The sequence below is a fragment of the Fulvivirga aurantia genome (assembly GCF_009711475.1).
GTDB classification, from domain to species: domain Bacteria; phylum Bacteroidota; class Bacteroidia; order Cytophagales; family Cyclobacteriaceae; genus Fulvivirga; species Fulvivirga aurantia.
Genome location: NZ_SMMD01000926.1, coordinates 1 through 19,925 on the forward strand (window position 1 = coordinate 1; position 19,925 = coordinate 19,925).

Here is a 19,925-nt window from a genome sequence, read left to right on the forward strand (position 1 = left end):
CTCGTTGATCCACTCAAAATGATAATCTACATTAATTTCCTCCAGCCTGGCTTCAATCCAGTTTTTAAGGTTGGAATATTTACGTTTGTCAACAGTGGTGTCATAAGCAATTGGCTGATTGAAATTATTGCTATTATGTGCCATACGCTCCAGTATTGAGCGTTTTGTTTCGTCTTCAAAGTTTTCAATACTTAAGAGATAAGAAGCTTCGTGAGGAAGGATCTTCTCGGCAAATGCTGAAAACTTCTTGAGTTTTTGTTTTTTGGCCACTTATTTAGAGAGAAATTCAACAATCAGATTGTTGAATATATCAGCTTTTTCAAACGGAACAAAATGACCGCATTCGGGAATGATATGAAGACTTGCATTTGGTAACTTTTCTGTGCTGGCTTCAGCCACCTGCTTGGTGGTAATGTTTTTATGAAGTAGTTGATTTGGAATGAGCGCATCGTTAGCTCCGTATACCACAAGCACTGGCTGGTCAATTTCAGATAAGTCATCGAAAACAGGCTCATCGAGCATACCAATAACACCTTTAGCTACGGCATTACAATAATCCATAAAGTCTTCTGCCTGTGCCATGTTTATGCGATCTTCAATCATAAAGTCTATATCGGCAGGCATTTGATAGAAATTAAGCCCATAGTTGGCTCGTATCTGCTCTGGAGTAGCCGAGGCGATAATAGGTGCTTTAAATACCGACTTCAACCAGACACTTTCATTTTCATTAAAACGCTCAAACCCTGCAGGTGATGCCACAATCAAAGATTCTATTTTCTCAGGATACTTTAAAGCCGTAGTGAGGCTCACCTGAGCACCCATTGAGTGACCTACTAACACTATATTTTCTAACGCTAGCTTTTCGATCAACTCGTTTACAATAGAAGCATAAAATGACATCGTACCCGGGTATTTCCCTTTCGAAGACCTTCCATATCCTGGCAAATCAATGGCTATACAACGATACTTCTTACTTAGTGCGGGTATGTTTTTATACCAGGAAGGCAGGTATGTTGCCAGGCCGTGAATAAACACTAAGGTCTTATCGCCCGCACCTTCATCGATATATGCTAATTTAATGCTATCTCTCAATACAGCATACTTAGTATCGAAACTATATGGCTTGATAATTTCAGCTATTGTTTGTGGTTGTGCCTGAGTCATGACAGATATGAATAGAAGTAAGCCAGTTGTAAATAATCTCGTTTTCATTTTAGATGCTCTTTTAATGCTTTCCGGTCAATTTTACCGCTATCGTTTTTAGGAAGCACTTCAATATTTTCAAAATATTTGGGCACTTTAAACTTGGCCAGTTTTGCTATACAATGCTTTGCAACACTGTCAAGATCGCAATGAGGAGAAGTTACCAAAAACGCCTTTCCTACCTCGCCCCATTTCGCATCGGGCACGCCAATCACTGCGGCCTCTTCAACCTCAGGTAGCTCGAGTAAAACTTTCTCGACTTCTGCAGGGTATACATTTTCTCCACCAGAAATAAACATGCATTTCTTACGGTCAACAACGTACAAAAACCCCTCTTCATCTTGCTTCATTAGGTCCCCGGTTTTAAACCAGCCATCCTCTTTGGCATCTTTCGTGGCCTGTTCATTTTGCCAATACCCTGGGGTTACAACTTCTCCTTTCAAGCAAAACTCACCTATTTCACCGCGCTGAACTTCATGGCCATCTTCATCTACCAACTTTGTAGAAAGGTAATAATTAGGCCTCCCAATGGATCCTTGCTTTTGCTCCGCATCGTCTTGATGCAGCGAGGTGAGATTGGGCCCAACCTCTGTAAGGCCATAGCCCTGCCTTATGCTTACACCTTTTTTGTGCCAGGATTTGATGACTGGGAGTGGAAGGGCCTCTCCTCCAACTATGAAGTAGCGGATTGAATCAAGATTTACCTGAGTAAACGATTTGGTATCTTGCATCATCTTGAGCATTGTAGGCACACCCATAAATAAAGTTGATCGTTTTTCTTCGAGCAGCTGTAAAAGTTTATCTGCATCAAATTTCCGTAATATGCCCACAGTAGCACCTCGATGCAACATAGGTGTGAGTAACACATTCCAGCCTCCGGTATGAAAGGCTGGCATACAGTTAATCGTATGGTCATCAGGGGTAAGCGCCAAACTCATTGTGGTATTGATACTATTCCAAAATAACATCTTGTAGGTGTAAATGGCCCCTTTAGGAAAACCCGTGGTACCGGAAGTATATAAGATGAAAATAGGATCATCATCTTCCACCACTACACTTTCGAAGGCCGGAGACTCGCTCTCAATAGCTCTGGAAAGGTCTAGAAATGACTCTCCTTTTAGATCGGTTCTGTGAGAAATCTTTTCAATAAAGCGGTCGTCATAAATAAGAAGTGCTGGCTTGCAATTATCAATCAGATAATCAATCTCGGCTGGAGCGAGTCTAAAGTTTATTGGAACAATAATAACTCCGGTTTTTAAAGCTGCAGCAAACACAACCACCATCTCAATGCTATGCTCGCCAAGTAGCATTACACGATCACCTTTGTTGATATTTTCAACCTTAAAATAATTGGCCAACTGAGCCGCTTGCTTATTTATCTTAGCATATGTGACCGTCCTTTCCGGCTCGTATTCTTCAACCGCCACTTTATCGGGTGAATATGTCGCCCATCGCTCAAACCAATCTTTAGTGTACATTCAATGCTTCTTTATTGTTGGCTTTACTAAATTCTAATTGATGTATAATGCCACCTACTACTACAGATATCAAAATAGCCATAGTTGCTGCAATTGCCGGATTATTCACCTCTTCTTTCATATAAGGCATGAATTTACCGTAATAGACCGAAAAATGAACAACGATAGCTGTCACAGAGGCAATAGATACTGCTTTTAGCGAGGTCTTTTTAAGAAACGTGCCAAATATTACTGGCACAAAAGCTGCAGAAAAGTAGGCATACACACCATTTTGCGCGAAAATTCCTACACTTAGGTTGGGGCTTACCAACTGCTGGTAAGACAAGCCAAAGCTAATGGCAGCAAGTAGCACTATCACGATCTTATTAGTTAAAATCTGATTTGAATCTATATCTAACTTAAGTTCTTTCCCCAATAAAGGGTCAAGCAAGTCGGCAGTGATGGTAGAGCTTATGGACTGGATCAATCCTTCGAGTGTTGATAGCCCGGCTGAAATGAGGCCGATTATTACAATCAAACTAACATAAACAGAAAACTTACTTACTACATATGCTGAAACAAGGCTGTCCATTGGCAATACTTGTCCCCCTACCTTTAAGTCAGGGAAGTAAACCCTTACATAAAGTCCAACAAACACAACCAGGAAAAAGAATGTGAGCGCGATAATACTAACTACCAAATACTTATTTACATCTTCATCCTTTTTGAGAAGTAGACTCTTGGTCATAATGTGCGGTTGACACACAATAGCGACACCGATTACAAGTTGACAAAATATAATTTCAAAATAATCCCGGAACAGCAGGCTGTCAGGATTTGTAGGTTTCACTAAAGCAGGATCGATACTGGCGAGTTTGGCAATAAATCCATCCACACCACCCTCAAAATATTCCAACCCCGAAGACAATAACACGATAGCTACAACCAGCATTATAGAGGCTTGAATAGCATTGGTATACACCAGCGAGTTGGCTCCTCCAAACATCATATAACCAAACACAAACACCACAACTGCCAACAGTACCCAAAAAGGATCTGCATTAAGCGCATTAGACAATACCTGAGTAATACCTACACAAATGAGCACAATAAATGTGATGAGCAGCAAGGATAGAAATGCAAAGAATATGGCGTACCGCTGGCTATTAAACATTTTACCGATCCACTGCGCCATGGTAAGAGCTTTTACGCTCGACCCATACTTTCTAAAGCCTTTGGTAATAACAATTAACGAAAAATAGATAGCAATGGGCATAACAATGCCAAAGGACAAAAAGCCGCTAAATCCATATAGCGCTATAAATCCTGGGTTGATTATAAAGGTTGCGGCACTTGTCATAGAAGCAGCAAGGGCCAGACCCACCGCAACGGGAGAAAACCCAATAGTACCAAGTGCGTACTCACCAATATTGGTAGTTTTCCTTGCTCCTCTTATTACCAACCAAAGCACTACAGCCATATAAATTACTATAAGAATCGCGGTAGCTATTATCTGCTCTTGTGATGCCAGATTGTTCATATCAATACTTTATTGCTGCACATGCGAACGCTAACCCTCCACCTGATCCTATCAGAAAAAGTAGATCGCCCCGTTTGATTTTGTTTTTCTGGATAGCATCATCAAGCGCCATGGGTATACACGCAGACCCTGTATACCCATAATACTTCATTATTTTATGGGCCTTTTCTTTTGCTACTCCGAGCCGTTCCATCGTTTCATCAATAGAATTAAAATTAAGTTGAGTAATGAGATACTGGTCTATATCATCGGGTCTGATATTCAAACGATCGCACATTTTCAGTGTCATTTCCGTCCACATTTCAGGATTGATTTCTTTAGGAAATTTATGCACGAACTTAAGCTTATGATCATTTCGGCTTATTACATCCTCATTTACGGGTTCATGGGCTCCTCCACTGTAAATGCCCATCCAGCTGTTATACTCACCGCGTGTTTTTAGCTCAGAAGCAACAAACCCGGCATCGGTGTTTTCATCAGCAGATAATACCAGTGCTCCTGCCCCATCGGCAAAAAGTGTAGCCGTTTTTTTGTCTGTTTTATTCAAATGTTTGCTCATTGCGTAGGCTCCAACCACCAACACCTGGCTGTAACGGTCATCGGCTATTATATATTTTGCAGCCACATCAAGGGCTGTAACAAATCCAGCACATGCGGTATTCAGGTCAAAGGTTCCCGCGTTTTCTGCTTTCAATCGATCTTGTAGAACGGCAGCTGTTGATGGAGAAATATATTCAGGTGTATCTGTCGCAACAATGATCAAATCAAGGTCGGTTGGTTTTAAGCCTCCTCTATCGAGTGCCTGCCTACTGGCGTGCTCACACAAATCAGCTACTGACTCGTCTTCGCTGCACCAGCGCCTTTCATGGATATTTACATTTTCGCGTAGCCACTGATCTACATCTTCTTTTAATAGTTCAGTAAAATAGCTGTTTGGAATTACATTTTCAGGTGCATATGCACCCGTTGACTTTATTATTGCCTTTCGCATGCGATGTTTTTCAAGTTATTTAAATAGAAACTGCTCCGTCTACACTCAATACTGTGCCGCTAATGAAATTTGCTTCCGCTGATGCTAAAAAGGCATAAGCATTGGCAATATCTTCAGGTTTACCCAGACGCGCAAGTGGTGTTTTATCGACCATCATATTAATGACTTTTTCAGGAATGGTCTTGATCATGTCTGTGGCTATAAATCCGGGAGCCACGGCATTAACAGTAATATTATACCTACCCAACTCCTTGGCCAGGGTTTTGGTAAGACCAATCAAGCCAGATTTGGTAGCCGCGTAGTTGGCCTGGCCAAAATTTCCGTATAAACCCACTACCGATGAAGTGTTGATGATACTCCCTGATTGTTGCGCGATCATAGTAGGAGCAACTGCCTGTGTACAGTTGAAAACACCCGTTAAGTTTACGTCAATTACTTGCTGCCATTCAGCTAGTGACATTTTCTTTACGGTAGCATCACGGGTAATTCCAGCATTATTTATGAGAACATCTATTTTTTGATTGCGTCCTAATTGCTCATTGAGAGCACTTTGAACCGAGTCCGGGTTTGTAGTGTCAACTTTTGAAAAATAAACTTCTCCTTTGCCCGCCAGGGTATCCAAAGCTTTCTTACCATCTTCTTCGCTTATGTCCCAAATGGTAACAGAGGCACCTTCTTGCAAAAACTTATGTACAGCTGAGAAGCCTATGCCTCGGGCTCCACCAGTTATAATTACGACTTTGTCTTTGAGTCTCTTCATGAGGTTAATTCTGATTTTTGAATTTTAAATCCTCAAAATAGAGTGCTATTTACATGCGAAAAGGGACGATGCGAAAACTCATGGCATTGACTATTAAATTAATTTGTTACCAATAATATTTAATGCACTCATTTACAGTTACTTAATTTTTATATGCGACAGGTGGACTTTGTGAATTATTTAAAATTATATATCCATTAATTTTAATTATCGGTGTATTAAGTAAAAAGGGATGTTATAAAAAACTTGTAAGTTTCACTTAGTGTTAGGTATTTAGTTAAACTTTAAAACACACTAAGGATAGAGGTATGAGCGATAAGAAATTGATTGGAGACCTTTTGCGTGCGCATGGTTTGAAGAAAACACCGATAAGATTGGAGATGCTGGAGCTGTTTATGGACCATGATTTTGCCCTTTCGGCCAGTGATATTGTTGCTAAAATGACTGCCGGACACGACCGTGTAACGATCTACAGAGCTTTGAGCTCTTTTGAGGAAAATGGCATATTACATCGCGCTTCAGAAGACGGACAAGGTGTGAAATACGCCTTGTGCGGGCAACACTGCCCCGATGAATCTCATAGCGATGAGCATGCCCACTTTGTGTGTGATGAGTGTCATCATACTTATTGTTTGGAAGATGTAAAAATACCCGAGGTAAAAGTATCAAACGAATTTATGGTAGACCGCGCCAACTATACACTCAGCGGCATCTGCAAAGAATGTAAATCATGATTTTAACCTATGCCTGAATCCTGGAAAAAGCATTACGAGCATTTCACCGACAAACTTATTCCACCTTCTGCAACGCTATCAAAGGCGCTTGAATTGTTTTCGCAAGAAAAGATCAACATCAGGCATGCCATAGATTTGGGATGTGGCAATGGTATAGACACGCACGCACTTCTTCAAAATAATTGGCAGGTATTAGCTATTGATAAAGAAGAAGAGGCATTGAATCAATTAGACACTTTAGTTGCCCAAAACCATCGCCATGCATTAGCTAAGAGGTGTAGCGCTTTTGAGGAACTCACCTCACTACCATCAACCACGCTCGTAAATGCTTCTTTTAGTCTCCCTTTTTGTCACCCTAACTATTTTGATAAAGTCTGGCAGGTAATTGTAAATAGTATCCAACCCAATGGAAGGTTTTCCGGGCATTTTTTTGGTAACGATGACTCATGGTCTTCAAATACCGACATGACATTTCACAATATGCAGGAAATAGAAGCGCTACTGTCTGATTTCAACATCGAAGCACTTAAAGAGGTAAACAAGAAAGGAAAAACCGTTTCCGGAAAAGTAAAACACTGGCATGTTTTTCATATAGTGGCCAGAAAGAATACTATTTAGGTACAGTTTAGAGAAGTTTTTGATTGTAGCTTTTGCATTTCTATTTCCAACACAAATAATAATATTGAGGCATATAGAATATTTTCTATCACTAAGCTATAGTAAATGCCCTCGAGGCCCAGGAAATAAGGTAGGGCAAAAATGAGGGGTAAAAACAAGACCGCCTGCCTCGCCAATGGTATCATAGTAGCCTTTCTACTATTACCCACTGCCTGAAAATAGATAATCGCTGAAGTCGAAATAGGCAAAAAGGGTAAGGCCAGAAAAACAAGTCTGATATAGTGTAGTTCGATTCCCCGTAAGGGTTCTTCCGGTATCATCAAGCCTATAAACCAATCAGGAAAAATTAAAAAGGGAATTAAAATCGAGGCCATAAAAATAACGCCTCCCCAGCGAAAGTACTTTAATACACTCACACACCTTTGCCAATTGCCAGCTCCGTAATTGATGCCAATAACCGGCTGAAGTGGTTGTAACAACCCCATGGCTGGTATTGAGATAAAGGAGAACAGTCTGTATGCTGCGCTAAATACCGCCAGATCGTGCGTAGTGCCATAGTAAGTGATAGAGCGAAAAATAATAAACTGCCTGACCACATTTGATATTTGCATGGTGAGTGAGGAAAATCCGATGCTTACCACGTCTGAGGCAATCTCTTTCTCTACTCTTATGGCAAATTTACCTGTTTTAAATGAGGCATTACCTCTAATAAAATACGCTGAAGTAAGCAGACTATACACCACCATACTGGCTACGCTACTCCAGGCTGCTCCTTTCACACCTAGATTCAAGGTTTGAATAAACAGGGGTGTTAAGATGATATTTGCAACTACCGCAACCACGGTATAAGTCATCGCCTGCTTTATTTTACCTTCTGAACGAATAAGGCCATTTGCCGCCAGACCATAAACACTAAAAAAGGCCCCACACAAATAGATCTGTAAATAATCTACCCCTGATTGGTACACCTGGCCTTCTGCACCCAACAAGCTGACTATGTCTTTAGAAAAAAGTATGCCGACTATAATGAGTATACCCGACCCTATGAGTGACAGTGCAATTAGGTTGGGAATTATCAATTGCTGAATAGATTGGTCTTTGGCACCTATGGCCCTGCTCAACACCGATGACGACCCCACAGCTATAAACCCGGTAATACTGGTGACCACCAAAGTCATAGGAAACAGTAGTGATACACCTGCAAAGGCTTCCGTGCTTACAAGATTTCCCAGATAAAGTGCATCTACTAATGAGCTGATAGACAGTACCATCATGCCCAAAATACCCGGTAGAGAAAGTCTTTTCATGAGTAGCCATGGGCTATCATTATGCAGGTCTGGCCCTTTACTCATTTTAGAATTGCTTTAGAAATGTAATCTTTCCTATGAGTTGCTGCTCCTCAAAAGGCGACTCGAGTCCATCGATACGATTGTCATTAAACACTAGATAGATAAAAGATAATGGACGATACTCCCAACTTCCACGTACATTCCAGCGGCCCTGCTTATCGAAGGAATTGTACTGGTAAAAGGCAGAGAGCTGTATCCGTGGATTTAGCGCAAATCGTGCTCCCAAAGTGGTCAGGTGTGTTTCCAGGTCTTCGAGTGACTCACCCAGCGACTTTAAATTATTATACTCATAATCTGCTGTAAACGCCATGTGCGGAATGGGCGCATAACGCATACCTCCATTTACTGTGAGCCTGTCTCCATTATAAAAACCTCCCCAGCTTAGTTTGCCTGACAGCGAAAACTTTCTTGATTGGTCAGTATTATACGACACCTGATGTCGCGTATAGTAATAGTTATCCTGAGTAATAGCGATTCCTAATGGAGCAAAGTTGAAGTTTATATTTTGCCAGGTAGGGTAAATGGCATATTCGAAAAAACTACCATCGGTAAAAATCAGGTAAATAGGAAACAAGTAAATACTACCCTGCTGAAAGTTGCCCGGATCATCGGCATCGTGGTAATAGTTGAAAAATGCTCCCGGATCAAACCGTCTGATCCATGGTATATTTTCCGGCCTGAAGATATAATAGCCTCCCGGATTGTGCCAGATCACATTTTTCTGAAAGACAAAGCCCATGTCAGGATTATAGTCTTTGGTCACAAAATTTGTAAGCCACCCAAGGTAAAACTTGTTGGTGTTGTATCCGGCAAATATCTTTCCTGCCAGACCCAGTGTGTCATTAGAATTGTCTCGCGATCCGGAGAGCAGGTATGAGAAAGTAAGCTCACTTTTAGGGCGAATTAATCCATCAACTGTCAATGTGGTATTGTTGCTTTGGCTGGTACCGAGCTCACTCGAAGCTTCGTCTAACCGATGGGTCACCATAAGACCCACATTGTTTTCTTTGCCATAATTTTGAAGGTAACGGGCCACACCAAAGCTGGCAGCTGGTGTGTTACCTGTAGCAGCCTGGTGTATATACAAACCTGCCACAGAGCGATTATCATTACGCATGGTATAACGTGCTCCGGCATCTATCCTGGCCGGCTCAGCATTAAAATTGCCTTGCAATCCGATGGTACGGCTAAAGAACGGCTTTACAGAAAAGTCACTCGCTCCTGCCCAAATCCCGGAGTTTTCCAGAAAAAACTGTCTCCGCTCAGGAAAGAAAATATTAAACCTTTCGAGGTTATTTACAGCACGATCTACGTCTGCCTGGGCAAAATCTGTATTAAAAGTAAGGTCTAAAACTGAGCGTGGATTGATGGCCCATTTTATATCACCACCTAATTTCACATCTCCCTCCGACTGACTTTCGCCTCCGGCTTCCACGTCATCATATTGATATAGAAAATACGGTTCTACACGAATGTTGGCGCTGGGCTCTGGCACTGTCAGACCTTTAAGTTTGGCAGCATAAGTCATTCTGTATGGCGAAAATGACTGCGGGATAGCAGGAAATACGGTTTGTTCGTAATCCCTCCTTGCCAGTCTGTTAAAGGTTATCCCCCACGTAACGGAATCAGTATCCTGGGGGCGCTCATAACGGATGGATTTAAATGGGATGGCAAATTCAGCAAAATAGCCCGAGTCAGTCTGGTGGGTTCTCACGGTCCATAAGGCGTTCCAGTTTGTATCGGTATTGTTGTCATTAAAATTCTGCAGGTCTCGCTGGTTGCCATAAGGTGTGGTTTGAAATGACACACAATATTGCTTGAGATTCTGAGGGTCTAATTGAATACCAAAAATATCATTTTCGCCCCATCTGAAGTCTCTGCGCAAATCCTGCACTCTTATGCCTTTTTTACCCAGAGAATCTTCGCAAAAAATACCGACATAGAGATTTTTCTCATCAAACATGAGCTTGGCCAGCGTTTGATAGTGGTATTCTCCTCCCTGCCTTGGTTCAATTCGGAAGAAATCCTTCGTTACCGGGGCTTTGTCCCAGGCGGCTTCTGTAAGCTTTCCATCTATTTTAATGTCTTCGTCAGCTCTCACCGCGTTGATCTCTAGCGGAGTTTCCGGTGGTGGAAAATTGTCAGTCTGCTGTGCCTGAAGCAAACCAAAGGTGCCAACCCATGCAAAAAGTAATGTGATAGATTTCATTGCTTTATACCTCCTTTCATTTTTATAAAGCCTAAAGTGAACACCAGAACTGCCGCTAGAAGGACTTTGCCCAACCCCAGCCATACCGTCTCCCAGCGGTCTGATTGCTGCTTCATAGAGAAGCTCGGCAAATTTTCATAATCTGCTCTGACAAGTGGTTTGTCCCAAAAAAGGCGATTGAAATAGAATTCACTTATGTTTCCGTGGAAACGTACCAGCGCATCTTGATAATGAAGAAATGTTGTTAGGTCAGTCTCAACAATGTGTGTAAAAACATCCTGCATATTAACTGAGGGGCTCAACCAATGGAAGCGGGATGTCCATGTGTTTCTTTTGGCCACCTGGGCGTTGTAGTGGTCTACTTCATGCTGATTATTAATGTCTTTTAAAGAAGTGAAAGCAGCATAGGCTTTTGCTAGCATGTTATTTTCTATCAAACTATCGCTTGCTGCCAGCTCAGGTTTGTGAGCTAAAAACTCTCTGATCACTTTCTTAACTTCCTTCTCATCATTTTCATTTTCCAGGCCCGTTCTTCGGGTAAGGCCGGCAAGTGTCGCACTATTGAGCGGATACATGGTAGTGACAATCACATTGAGCATCGATGGAATCACGATTAAGAGGAATAGCCAACAACCCGCTGCGGAAATAGCATTGAAAGATGAGCTTTTGCGAAAGCTTATGACGAAGTACAACAAACCAAACCAAAAAGCACAATAAACCACCACGCCAACTAACCAGGCCAGACCAGGCATCAGGTTCTCATCGGCTACAAAACTGCCTGAAGAAAGAATACCGACAAGTGATAGTAATAGAGCAAGACCTGTGATCAGCACAAAGTAAAAAGTGAGTCTTACTAAAGTAATCTTGCGCATACTTACTGACTGAATCAGCAGCAAAGCGAGTGTGCCCCCTTCTTTATCAGACGAATACAGACCATAGCAAAAGGCTATAATCACAAGCGGAAACAGGTAAATAAGTACAAAAGACAAATCGAAATTTCCCGCCATCAGGTTAACGGGGTTGGCGAGCTCATTTTCGAACAACTGGTAATGCAAGCTCATACCTGTAAGGCGATAGTAATAGCGAAAAAGGTCTCTCTGACCAATCGCTAATGGCGCAAAATCGTGAGGAGGAAGTATCGCATGGTAGCCATGCCTAAACCAGGCGTAAGCCGGTCGAGAAGCAATGTCATGCGTTTGCTCCTGCTCAATCGTTTCCATTTCCTCAGTGAAGCTGGCCTTATAGGTAGAAAACTCTTCATGCTCAATAGCAGTGACCGCATTTATAGTATTTCGCTGTGCGTTTATCTCAGACTGACCATAGTATATCGCATACAGGCCGAATAAAAACGTTACCACCAGCATTATCAGCTGAAACTTATTGCGTACAAATGCTTTCCATTCATAGCGAACCAATGTCTTTATTGTGCTATCCATGAAGCGGTCTCATTTTTCGGTTAGTATAATGTATGAGCAAAACCATCATGGCCGTCCACAGACCAATAGAAATCAATTCCAACTTATAATGGCTTAGTAATTCTTTAACTGTAGGCGTCTGGTAAGAAAAATCATCTATTTGTTTCCAGAGATCTTCACCAGCCTTATAGCCAAAAAACTCCCCATACTTAGAGTTTTCAGCCATGTCATTGTTCATTTTGCGTACCAGTGCTCTTCTATACGCTTCCACCTCATCTTCAAAGTGAATGAAAGTATGAATGTCAGTACCGGATAGCCCCATAGACAGGTGCTGTACCGCCAGAAAAGGATTGAACAGACTTGCGATACTGCTCAATCGGTTTTGTTTATGGAAAATATTCTGGAGTTTTTCTAAATGATGGTCGTAAACCATATTGCCGTACTCCTCACCTGCCTGCATGCTCACGCCTTCGAAGTTAAAGGGTAGCTGCTCTACAGAATCTACCTGATATTTTTCCAGGTATTCGTTGGTCAAGTTTACCATTCGCACAGATCGGGGTGTTTTGCCATCCAGGCCGTTGGCCTTGTCTTTGTCTATGGCCGCCTTAAACTCCCGCATAGAAGGAAGTGTGTAAATGCTCTCGCTGAAGTTGGCCACCGTTTTAGGCATGAGTATTACCAACAATATCCAGCAGGAAAGCAGTGTCAACAGTGCATTTCTACCAGTAGACGAGCGCAGCGATATCCATACTGAAAAGGAGATAAAGAAAAATAAATAGAGGCCATAAACGCCATACAGCAAAATCACCCTGGCTTCAACTTGCTGAAGAGCCTCATGCTGCACGCCCGTAAATGAAAGTATAGCTATCCCGATCATAAAAGGTGATAGGATGACTATGAGAATAATACTATAGGCTAAAATCTTACCCCATGTGAGCGTTTGAAAAGAAACACCCTGACTTAGCAATAATTTTAAGGTCCCTCGCTCACGCTCGTGGGTGTAAGAAGCAAAAGAGAGAAAAATAATAAGCAGTGGAACCAGTACCTGTAACACCAAAGCCGCACTTAGCTCGCCAAACCTGATCATACTGCTATGATCCTGCGCGGGCCTAAACATAAATTCATGTTGATAATGCGCCTCAAGGTACACTGACGTGCCGGTGTAGGCATCAAGACCAAAGTCGAAGAGACTCAACACTGTTTTTGGCTTGAATACAAATGTGCCATAATGAGCCGCTATATGTGGGTGCTTGTCGCCCTGGCCCAGCCACTCCTGACGTTTCTCATTTTGGGTTTGAGAAATTATGGCTTCTTGCTGCTGATAGGTGAGGTACCCTGCATACAAAGCTACCCCAAGCAAAATCACAATAATACTACCCAGCGCTAGCACCAATCTTTCTCTTAGTGCTATCAAAATCTCCTTTTTTATGATTAAGAAAAGTAGTTGCATTAGTTATGCATGTGTTTGAGATACAGCTTTTCCAGGTCTTGAAAACTCACATCATCAGAAGCAAACTGCTCAATGAGCACACCTTCTTTCATGATGCCGATATGCGTGCCTGTGTCTTTGGCGCGAAAAAGATCATGGGTAGCCATAAGTGTGGCTACACCATTATCTTTCATACTCAACAACAGCTCTGAAAATTCATTGCTGGCTTTTGGGTCAAGCCCAGAGGTAGGCTCGTCTAATAGTAAAACCTTGGCTTCTCGTGCTCTTGCCAGCGCTATGCCTACTTTCTGCCTCATCCCTTTTGAGTAGCTTTTTACTCTTTTATTGATAAAATCTGGCTGTAGGCCTGATTGCTTAAGCAGCTCTTCTAACTGCTCTCTGGCATAGCTTCGACCTCTCAAACCACAGAAAAAATCCAGATTCTCCAGGCCAGTAAGGTTTGGGTACAGCATCAGGTTTTCTGGTATGTAAGAAAGCAATTGTTTAGTCTCCCTTGCATACTGATCGACATCCAATGAGTTGATACTCGCCTTTCCTTCTGTAGCTTCTATGAAGTTGAGAAATAGGTTGATGGTAGTCGACTTTCCTGCTCCATTGGCTCCCAGCAAACAAAAGATGTCTCCTTCGTTTACTGATAGGTTGAGGTCATGAAGAGCCGTAAAGCTTCCGTATTTTTTTGTGAGATTGGTGGCTTTTAGCATAATGAATTAATTTACCTGTACCAGTCCGCTCACGTAACCGCTGCTACTGGTAATCTTTTTAGATACTTCTCCTGAGCCTATCGCATAGCTGTAGATGGCATCTTCGTCTTTGCCAGCTATAGGGAAGAGAATTTCATCATCTGAAGATTGGAAAAAGAACATCGTGCGAGATGCAGCAAATGTATTTGGCAATGATGCAGCCAGATCTCCTCCATCAGTCTTAGCAGCTAAGTCGATTTGGTGGTAACGGAATGCCGGATTGTCTCCATCAAATCCGAACCAATTATCGTCATTTGATGAAACTGCTGTAAAAGTGAGGCCATCACCAAAGTGATATAGTCCAAAACATGAGCCTCCTACCGTAGCAGTCAAGTCAAAGAAATAGCCAGTGTCAAACTCTGTTTCTCCCGCTTTGATTCTTAGTATACCACTAGGTTTATCACTAAAAAGACCAGATCCCTGCACGTAAATGTCACCGTTATCAGCCTCGGTCATTATAGCTGTGGTTAAAGAACCAAAAAGTGTTGATGTTCTGGTATCGGTAATCACCTTTTCCAGCGTGTTGGTCTGTAAGTCTACCACAGCCACCATCGCTTCACCTGAGCCTCCAAAGTCATTAAGTGCGATGAATAAGGTGTTGCCTCTTACAATCATGTCAGAATAAAAAAGGCCCTCACCTGCACTGGAAAGGTCTATTTCTCCGGTAATACGCATTTCTGAAGGGCTAAATTGTACCGCTCTTGAGAGGCCGCCTCCCACGGTAGCATACCCTTTATTCTCGTCAATAATTTCTACAGAAGAAAAGGAGCTTGAACCAGGAACTATGATCTCCTGATCTAGTTTAGCTTCACCAGCGCTATTGAAGACGTATTTACCCATGGTAGCCGGTGCACCGAAACCTGCAGTAAACAAAGCATTGCCATCTGAATAGACCGCGGCAAACTGCGCTAATTCTGTGCTACTACTATTATCAATTGTGTTTAGGTCAAGATCAATCAGACCTTGTAAGAAAGTAGTAGTTACATCTCCAGCACCTGAAACCAGGGCCATCCCGTAGTTTACCGGAGCAAACACTTCAACCTCAACCGCCTGGTTAGTACTCTTTCCTTGCTGATCAGTAACTGTGAGTGTTACCGTCTGAGTGCCACTTATATCGGCCGCTGTTTCATAACTCACCGTTGCTTCTGCATTGGTGGTACCTACAATGTCATCTGTATTGATGATAGTGGCTGTACCGGCACTGGCTGCCACTGTTACCTCAGAAACGGTACCAGGCGCAATTACTGTAAACGTTACTTCCAGGGTTTCTCCGCCACGTACAGATGAGCCCTCAGCCGCTTGAATCACTGGCGCATCAGGGTCGATTCCGGGGTCATCATCAATACATGATACCATAGCTGAAACGGCAAAAACAAGAGTAAGAGAGATGCTTATATATTTCATAAGCCTTAAATAGTAAATTGGTTGTTTCATAGTTGTTTAATTAAAGTTTCAAGGTTTTGTAAGGAAAAGTCTAAGTTTTACATGCCACGAGCGACCCGGTTTTTGCACACGGAAATTGTCGTAGGCATTGGCATCCAATATATTTTGTGATTCTAAAGAAAGTGTGGCCCTTTCATTCCAGCCTGTATAAGCTATGCCTGCATTATGCAACCATTGATCAGGAACTGTCAGCTTATCTTCTTTTCTTCCGTCAATTTCCCAATAGCGAAAAAACTCTTTGACATAAGCCACAGACCACCAGACCTGAAACTGGTCTCCACGTTTCAATACATTTGATTTACTGAACTGCAGCTCGCCATTGCCAAATAGATGTGGTCGGTTGGGCAGTCTGGCACCATAATATCTATCACTGCTCACACCTGAGTTAATTTTGTTTGAGCGATTGCGCAAGTCCTGATAGGTTGCGTTAGCACGTACCGTGAGCCAGTGCCATGGTTTGTATTGCACCTCACTTTCAATACCGGTGATGCTTGCTTCGAGTAAATTTTCATACTTACTAAGCACAGGTGGTGGTACTGCCTGCAAGATGATAATATCGCTTACTCTTCTTAAGAAACTATTGACCTCTATGCTCCAGACTTTTCTTTTGTAGAGCCCACCGAGATTTACATTATGACTCGTTTCTGGAACCAAACCCGGGTTGGCATTTATAGCTGCGCTAAAATCACCCAGCGTTTCTATCCTGTCTGGCATACGGGTGGCGTACTCATAAGACGCTTTTGTAAGTAAATATTTATTGGCCTTCCATTTAAATGACTGACTAAAACCCGGCTGGAATTGGTCCTGTTTTATAGTTGTCGATTCACTGTTTTCAATGATAAATCCTTCAGAATTGAATTGGTAGGCTTTTACGGCTGTGTGGCTGACTATTTTACCCGCTAAAAACTCTTTTTCTAAACCTACACCGGCTACTAGTTTATCTACATATACCGGATTTTGAAAATAGTCTTCTCCATAAAATTCTGCGGCTACCGGATCGCTACCCACTCGTGTGAAGTGAGATGCCACACCATTGAAGATAAGGCTCGTTGTGGGTGTAATTTTGTAATTGACATTTAAGCGCCCTACTAGATTTTCCCCATCTAAGTTCAGGTTATTCTGAGATGTGGTAATTTCTCCTCCGTATGTTTTTTGGCCAATGATCTCTCCTCGCCAATCATAAATATTGCGGGTTGTGTCTATGAAGCTGGTTGCTATACGGTTATAGCCTAAATAGAAATTTAGGTCCAGTTTGTCTGCAATGTCGTATTTCTCATATTGCAGTGAGGTATTATAGGTTGTCGCCAGATTAAGGGCTTGACCGTATGGCTGGCGCATCTCAAAATTGTGTTGTATCTCATCGTACAAGTCACCGTGTGAGAAACTCACTAATAATTGATCTGCCCAGGGTTTATTAACAACACCTGCCTCACCCTTTACCATATAGCTTCTAAAGCGGTCATGAAATTTAGGTGTAGATATAGATTCCGGATTCCCAAATTCGTTGATGGTTTTTACATCGTCCAACATGTAGTTATTGTCTGAAGCCATATAAAAGGCACTTAGGCCAACGGTAAATCCTGAATCAAAAAACTTGCGTGTGCTCAAGGTAGACCGCCAGGTATTAAAAGAGCTATGCTCTGTTGATATTTCCAGGTAATCCTGAAAATCTTTACGCGTAATAATGTTTATGGCTCCACCTAGTGCGTCTGCACCCAATGCTACCGGTACAGCGCCTTTATAGACCTCCATTCTTTCCATCAAATTGACGGGAAACATGGACAGAGAAGCACCGATACCCAACTCTTCTACCGGCAAGAGAAAATCCATAGGAATACCATCGACAAACAACTTTACCTGTCTGCCCGAGAGGCCCTGTATAGATATTTCTGTGCTGTTACCCACGCCTCCACTCTGTCGCACCTGTACACCAGAGAGGGTATTGAGTAAATCTGGTGCATTTATGGAGCGATTATAAAACGGTTTGGCTTCAACGAGAGAGACCGATGCAATACCTTCTTTGATGGCCATCGACTCAGATTGCCCGGTCACGGTTACCTCATTTAGTTGCGTGACCGACTCGTCTAGACTAAGGTTTACTACCAGACTTTGACCTGAGTTTATACTCACTGATTTTTTCAAAGGTTGGTAGCCAATGAAGGAAGCAGTGATGACGAAGTCACCTTTCGTTAACTTATTGAAAGCATACCGCCCTTTTTCATCAGCCACAGTTGCCAGGTCGCTGTTTAATTGCACATAAGCTCCGGGAATTACGCCTCCATCAGTTGTCGATACCCTTCCTGATATAGACGCATTTTGGCCATAGGTGTAAGCCGATGACACTAAAATGATAGCAAAGAAAAGAGAGAGACGTTTCATAAATAATACAGGTGCAACATTGTTGCAAATATAGTATTATGTTTCAAACGCAAAAGATTTGCATTTATAATTTTAAGATAAAATAGATTTTCGGATGTGCCGATGGATAAGTGGCTTACCTGTCAGCTACTAAAAGTCTATAGAATGAATTAAACCTTCACTGGACAACTCCTCAAAAGCTTCGAGTTCTTCTTCGGACAATTTGCTTTTAGGTAGTAGACCATCTGACTTGCTCCAGAGTGATTGAGCCCCAGGTGTGAGTTTGTAGGCCTCCTCTTTGTCTTTTTTTAATAAGTAAGTATTGCCGTCATTTTTATTTAGCTCCAGCACTCTTTGGTTTCTCAAAAGATAGGCTGATGCACTTTGTTGTAACGGTAATACCTCTCGTTCTTCATTATAAAGCAAAAAATTTAAAGGAGAGTTGAGACTTATTGCTTTTTCTTCATTCTCACCAAGCTCAAATACTTCAATATGAGTTTTCATCTTTCCCGCCCCAGTTGGTGTACAGCTTACAATCTTGACAGGTGTTTTTTCCGGTGAGTGATTTACTACAATGGCCTTACTATCTTCACCAGACTTTTCTTCATCTTTTACGGATACTTTCTCAACAAAGAAAAAATCATCTTTGGCCGTTTTTGAGTGTCTGATCTCTCCTCCACTATGCACCTCAGAAATCAATGTATACTTACCCAGTGGCGCATCCTCAGGCACCTGATAGCTAAAGTAATAATGCCGCCCAGACTGTATATTTTGTAAGATTTCGATCAGCTTTTCTCGTTGGTGCTGGCCACTTAGGTATTCCGCTATAACCAGCAAAGGCAAGTTTTTATTCAGGTACTTTAATGATGGTTTAGCGTTTGGCTGCGGTTGCTCATCAGACTCTGGTAATCCTAATACATGATCTTCAAACAGCATGGTGATTTTACCATCTGGTGCTTTTACTCCAATTCTCACATAAGGAAAAACATGCACGTCTGTGAGGTGAGCTGTATTAAAATTCCAGTGGATGGTAACCACACTATTACGTACAGTCCTTTTAGGAAATATGCTCATCGCCTAAGCGCCTTAATATTTTGTTTACTGTATTTTTCGGGATATTCCTGAAACCACTTCTTTACAGTTTCTTCTCCCAGGTGATCGTAAGTGACGGAGATTAAGGTTTGTAGCTTGTCCAGATAATCCTGTCTGGCTTTTTCATGGTCTGCCATGAGAGACTTTTCACGCTCCGCTTTTTCTTGCTTGCTGGCCGGTACGTGATGAAAGTATTTTTGAAAATGCTGCTGACTAAACTCATGATATTGTGGTGTAAACAAGATCATATTGTGCCACATCTCATCGATAATCAATAAGTCATCAGGAATAAACGTACCAGGAATCTGGCTTATGTATAGAAACTTCAATGTTTCTTTTAAAATGTCCCTTGCCTCATCTTCGCTGACATTATACATATCAGTGAATCTTGAGAGCATGTCTTCATTTTCAAACTGCAGTAGTTTTTGCAGTTGTTCTTTTTCTAAAGTCTCTGTCATAGTCATATTAAGCAAAGAAGCGGCAGCATGACTACTCACGCTACCGCTTAAGAATGGTTTATAATGTACTGCTACAGTGTCCGCAGTTGCTACAATGTGTACCACCTA

At 42.0% G+C, this 19,925-nt stretch carries 17 protein-coding genes; 2 read left to right on the forward strand and 15 right to left on the reverse strand.

Translation table 11 applies throughout. The features are described from left to right. The 6 genes from E1176_RS17510 to E1176_RS17535 all read right to left on the reverse strand — a co-directional run. Nucleotides 1-270, reverse strand: a 270-nt coding sequence (locus E1176_RS17510) for a hypothetical protein (protein ID WP_222933173.1), incomplete at its 3' end; no start/stop codon positions are given. Then, nucleotides 271-1,212, reverse strand: a complete 942-nt coding sequence (locus tag E1176_RS17515; protein ID WP_246206127.1) for an alpha/beta fold hydrolase — start codon at nucleotides 1,210-1,212, stop codon at nucleotides 271-273. Further along, the gene (gene menE, locus E1176_RS17520; RefSeq protein ID WP_155212345.1) at nucleotides 1,209-2,681 is read right to left on the reverse strand and encodes an o-succinylbenzoate--CoA ligase; all 1,473 of its coding nucleotides are present in this window, start codon (nucleotides 2,679-2,681) and stop codon (nucleotides 1,209-1,211) included. Before menE ends, E1176_RS17515 begins: the two co-directional genes overlap by 4 nt. Then, nucleotides 2,671-4,200 carry a sodium/pantothenate symporter gene (locus E1176_RS17525; RefSeq protein WP_155212346.1) on the reverse strand — a complete coding sequence of 510 codons (1,530 nt, stop codon included), beginning with the start codon at nucleotides 4,198-4,200 and terminating at the stop codon, nucleotides 2,671-2,673. The genes menE and E1176_RS17525 overlap by 11 nt, the downstream gene beginning before the upstream one ends. A 1-nt stretch (nucleotide 4,201) precedes the next feature. Continuing rightward, nucleotides 4,202-5,191 (reverse strand): 3-oxoacyl-ACP synthase III family protein, encoded by a 990-nt coding sequence (locus tag E1176_RS17530; protein WP_155212347.1) that lies wholly within the window; start codon nucleotides 5,189-5,191, stop codon nucleotides 4,202-4,204. A gap of 19 nt (nucleotides 5,192-5,210) precedes the next feature. Further along, complete coding sequence (locus E1176_RS17535) at nucleotides 5,211-5,951, reverse strand: beta-ketoacyl-ACP reductase (RefSeq protein ID WP_155212348.1); 741 nt, start codon at nucleotides 5,949-5,951, stop codon at nucleotides 5,211-5,213. A 308-nt stretch (nucleotides 5,952-6,259) separates the two neighbouring features. Between E1176_RS17535 and E1176_RS17540 the strand changes: the two genes are divergently transcribed. Together E1176_RS17540 and E1176_RS17545 are read left to right on the forward strand one after the other, a co-directional pair. Further along, nucleotides 6,260-6,685 carry a Fur family transcriptional regulator gene (locus tag E1176_RS17540; protein ID WP_155212349.1) on the forward strand — a complete coding sequence of 142 codons (426 nt, stop codon included), beginning with the start codon at nucleotides 6,260-6,262 and terminating at the stop codon, nucleotides 6,683-6,685. A gap of 9 nt (nucleotides 6,686-6,694) precedes the next feature. Then, complete coding sequence (locus E1176_RS17545) at nucleotides 6,695-7,303, forward strand: class I SAM-dependent methyltransferase (protein WP_155212350.1); 609 nt, start codon at nucleotides 6,695-6,697, stop codon at nucleotides 7,301-7,303. Here E1176_RS17545 and E1176_RS17550 read toward each other — a convergent pair. The 9 genes from E1176_RS17550 to E1176_RS17590 all read right to left on the reverse strand — a co-directional run bounded on the left by E1176_RS17550 (nucleotide 7,300) and on the right by E1176_RS17590 (nucleotide 19,817). After that, the gene (locus E1176_RS17550; RefSeq protein ID WP_155212351.1) at nucleotides 7,300-8,655 is read right to left on the reverse strand and encodes an MATE family efflux transporter; all 1,356 of its coding nucleotides are present in this window, start codon (nucleotides 8,653-8,655) and stop codon (nucleotides 7,300-7,302) included. The two genes, E1176_RS17545 and E1176_RS17550, sit on opposite strands and share 4 nt — an antisense overlap. Nucleotide 8,656: 1 nt before the next feature. Beyond that, complete coding sequence (locus E1176_RS17555) at nucleotides 8,657-10,861, reverse strand: DUF5916 domain-containing protein (RefSeq protein WP_155212352.1); 2,205 nt, start codon at nucleotides 10,859-10,861, stop codon at nucleotides 8,657-8,659. Beyond that, nucleotides 10,858-12,297 carry a DUF3526 domain-containing protein gene (locus E1176_RS17560; RefSeq protein ID WP_155212353.1) on the reverse strand — a complete coding sequence of 480 codons (1,440 nt, stop codon included), beginning with the start codon at nucleotides 12,295-12,297 and terminating at the stop codon, nucleotides 10,858-10,860. Before E1176_RS17560 ends, E1176_RS17555 begins: the two co-directional genes overlap by 4 nt. Next, the gene (locus E1176_RS17565) at nucleotides 12,290-13,726 is read right to left on the reverse strand and encodes an ABC transporter permease (protein WP_155212354.1); all 1,437 of its coding nucleotides are present in this window, start codon (nucleotides 13,724-13,726) and stop codon (nucleotides 12,290-12,292) included. Before E1176_RS17565 ends, E1176_RS17560 begins: the two co-directional genes overlap by 8 nt. Further along, complete coding sequence (locus tag E1176_RS17570) at nucleotides 13,726-14,427, reverse strand: ABC transporter ATP-binding protein (protein WP_155212355.1); 702 nt, start codon at nucleotides 14,425-14,427, stop codon at nucleotides 13,726-13,728. The genes E1176_RS17565 and E1176_RS17570 overlap by 1 nt, the downstream gene beginning before the upstream one ends. A 6-nt stretch (nucleotides 14,428-14,433) precedes the next feature. Then, nucleotides 14,434-15,900 (reverse strand): hypothetical protein, encoded by a 1,467-nt coding sequence (locus E1176_RS17575; protein WP_155212356.1) that lies wholly within the window; start codon nucleotides 15,898-15,900, stop codon nucleotides 14,434-14,436. Between the two features lie 18 nt (nucleotides 15,901-15,918). Further along, nucleotides 15,919-18,288 (reverse strand): TonB-dependent receptor, encoded by a 2,370-nt coding sequence (locus tag E1176_RS17580; protein WP_155212357.1) that lies wholly within the window; start codon nucleotides 18,286-18,288, stop codon nucleotides 15,919-15,921. Nucleotides 18,289-18,417: 129 nt separating this feature from the next. Next, nucleotides 18,418-19,341 carry a hypothetical protein gene (locus E1176_RS17585; protein WP_155212358.1) on the reverse strand — a complete coding sequence of 308 codons (924 nt, stop codon included), beginning with the start codon at nucleotides 19,339-19,341 and terminating at the stop codon, nucleotides 18,418-18,420. After that, nucleotides 19,338-19,817, reverse strand: a complete 480-nt coding sequence (locus tag E1176_RS17590) for a glycine-rich domain-containing protein (protein ID WP_222933174.1) — start codon at nucleotides 19,815-19,817, stop codon at nucleotides 19,338-19,340. Before E1176_RS17590 ends, E1176_RS17585 begins: the two co-directional genes overlap by 4 nt. Nucleotides 19,818-19,925 lie beyond the last annotated feature (108 nt).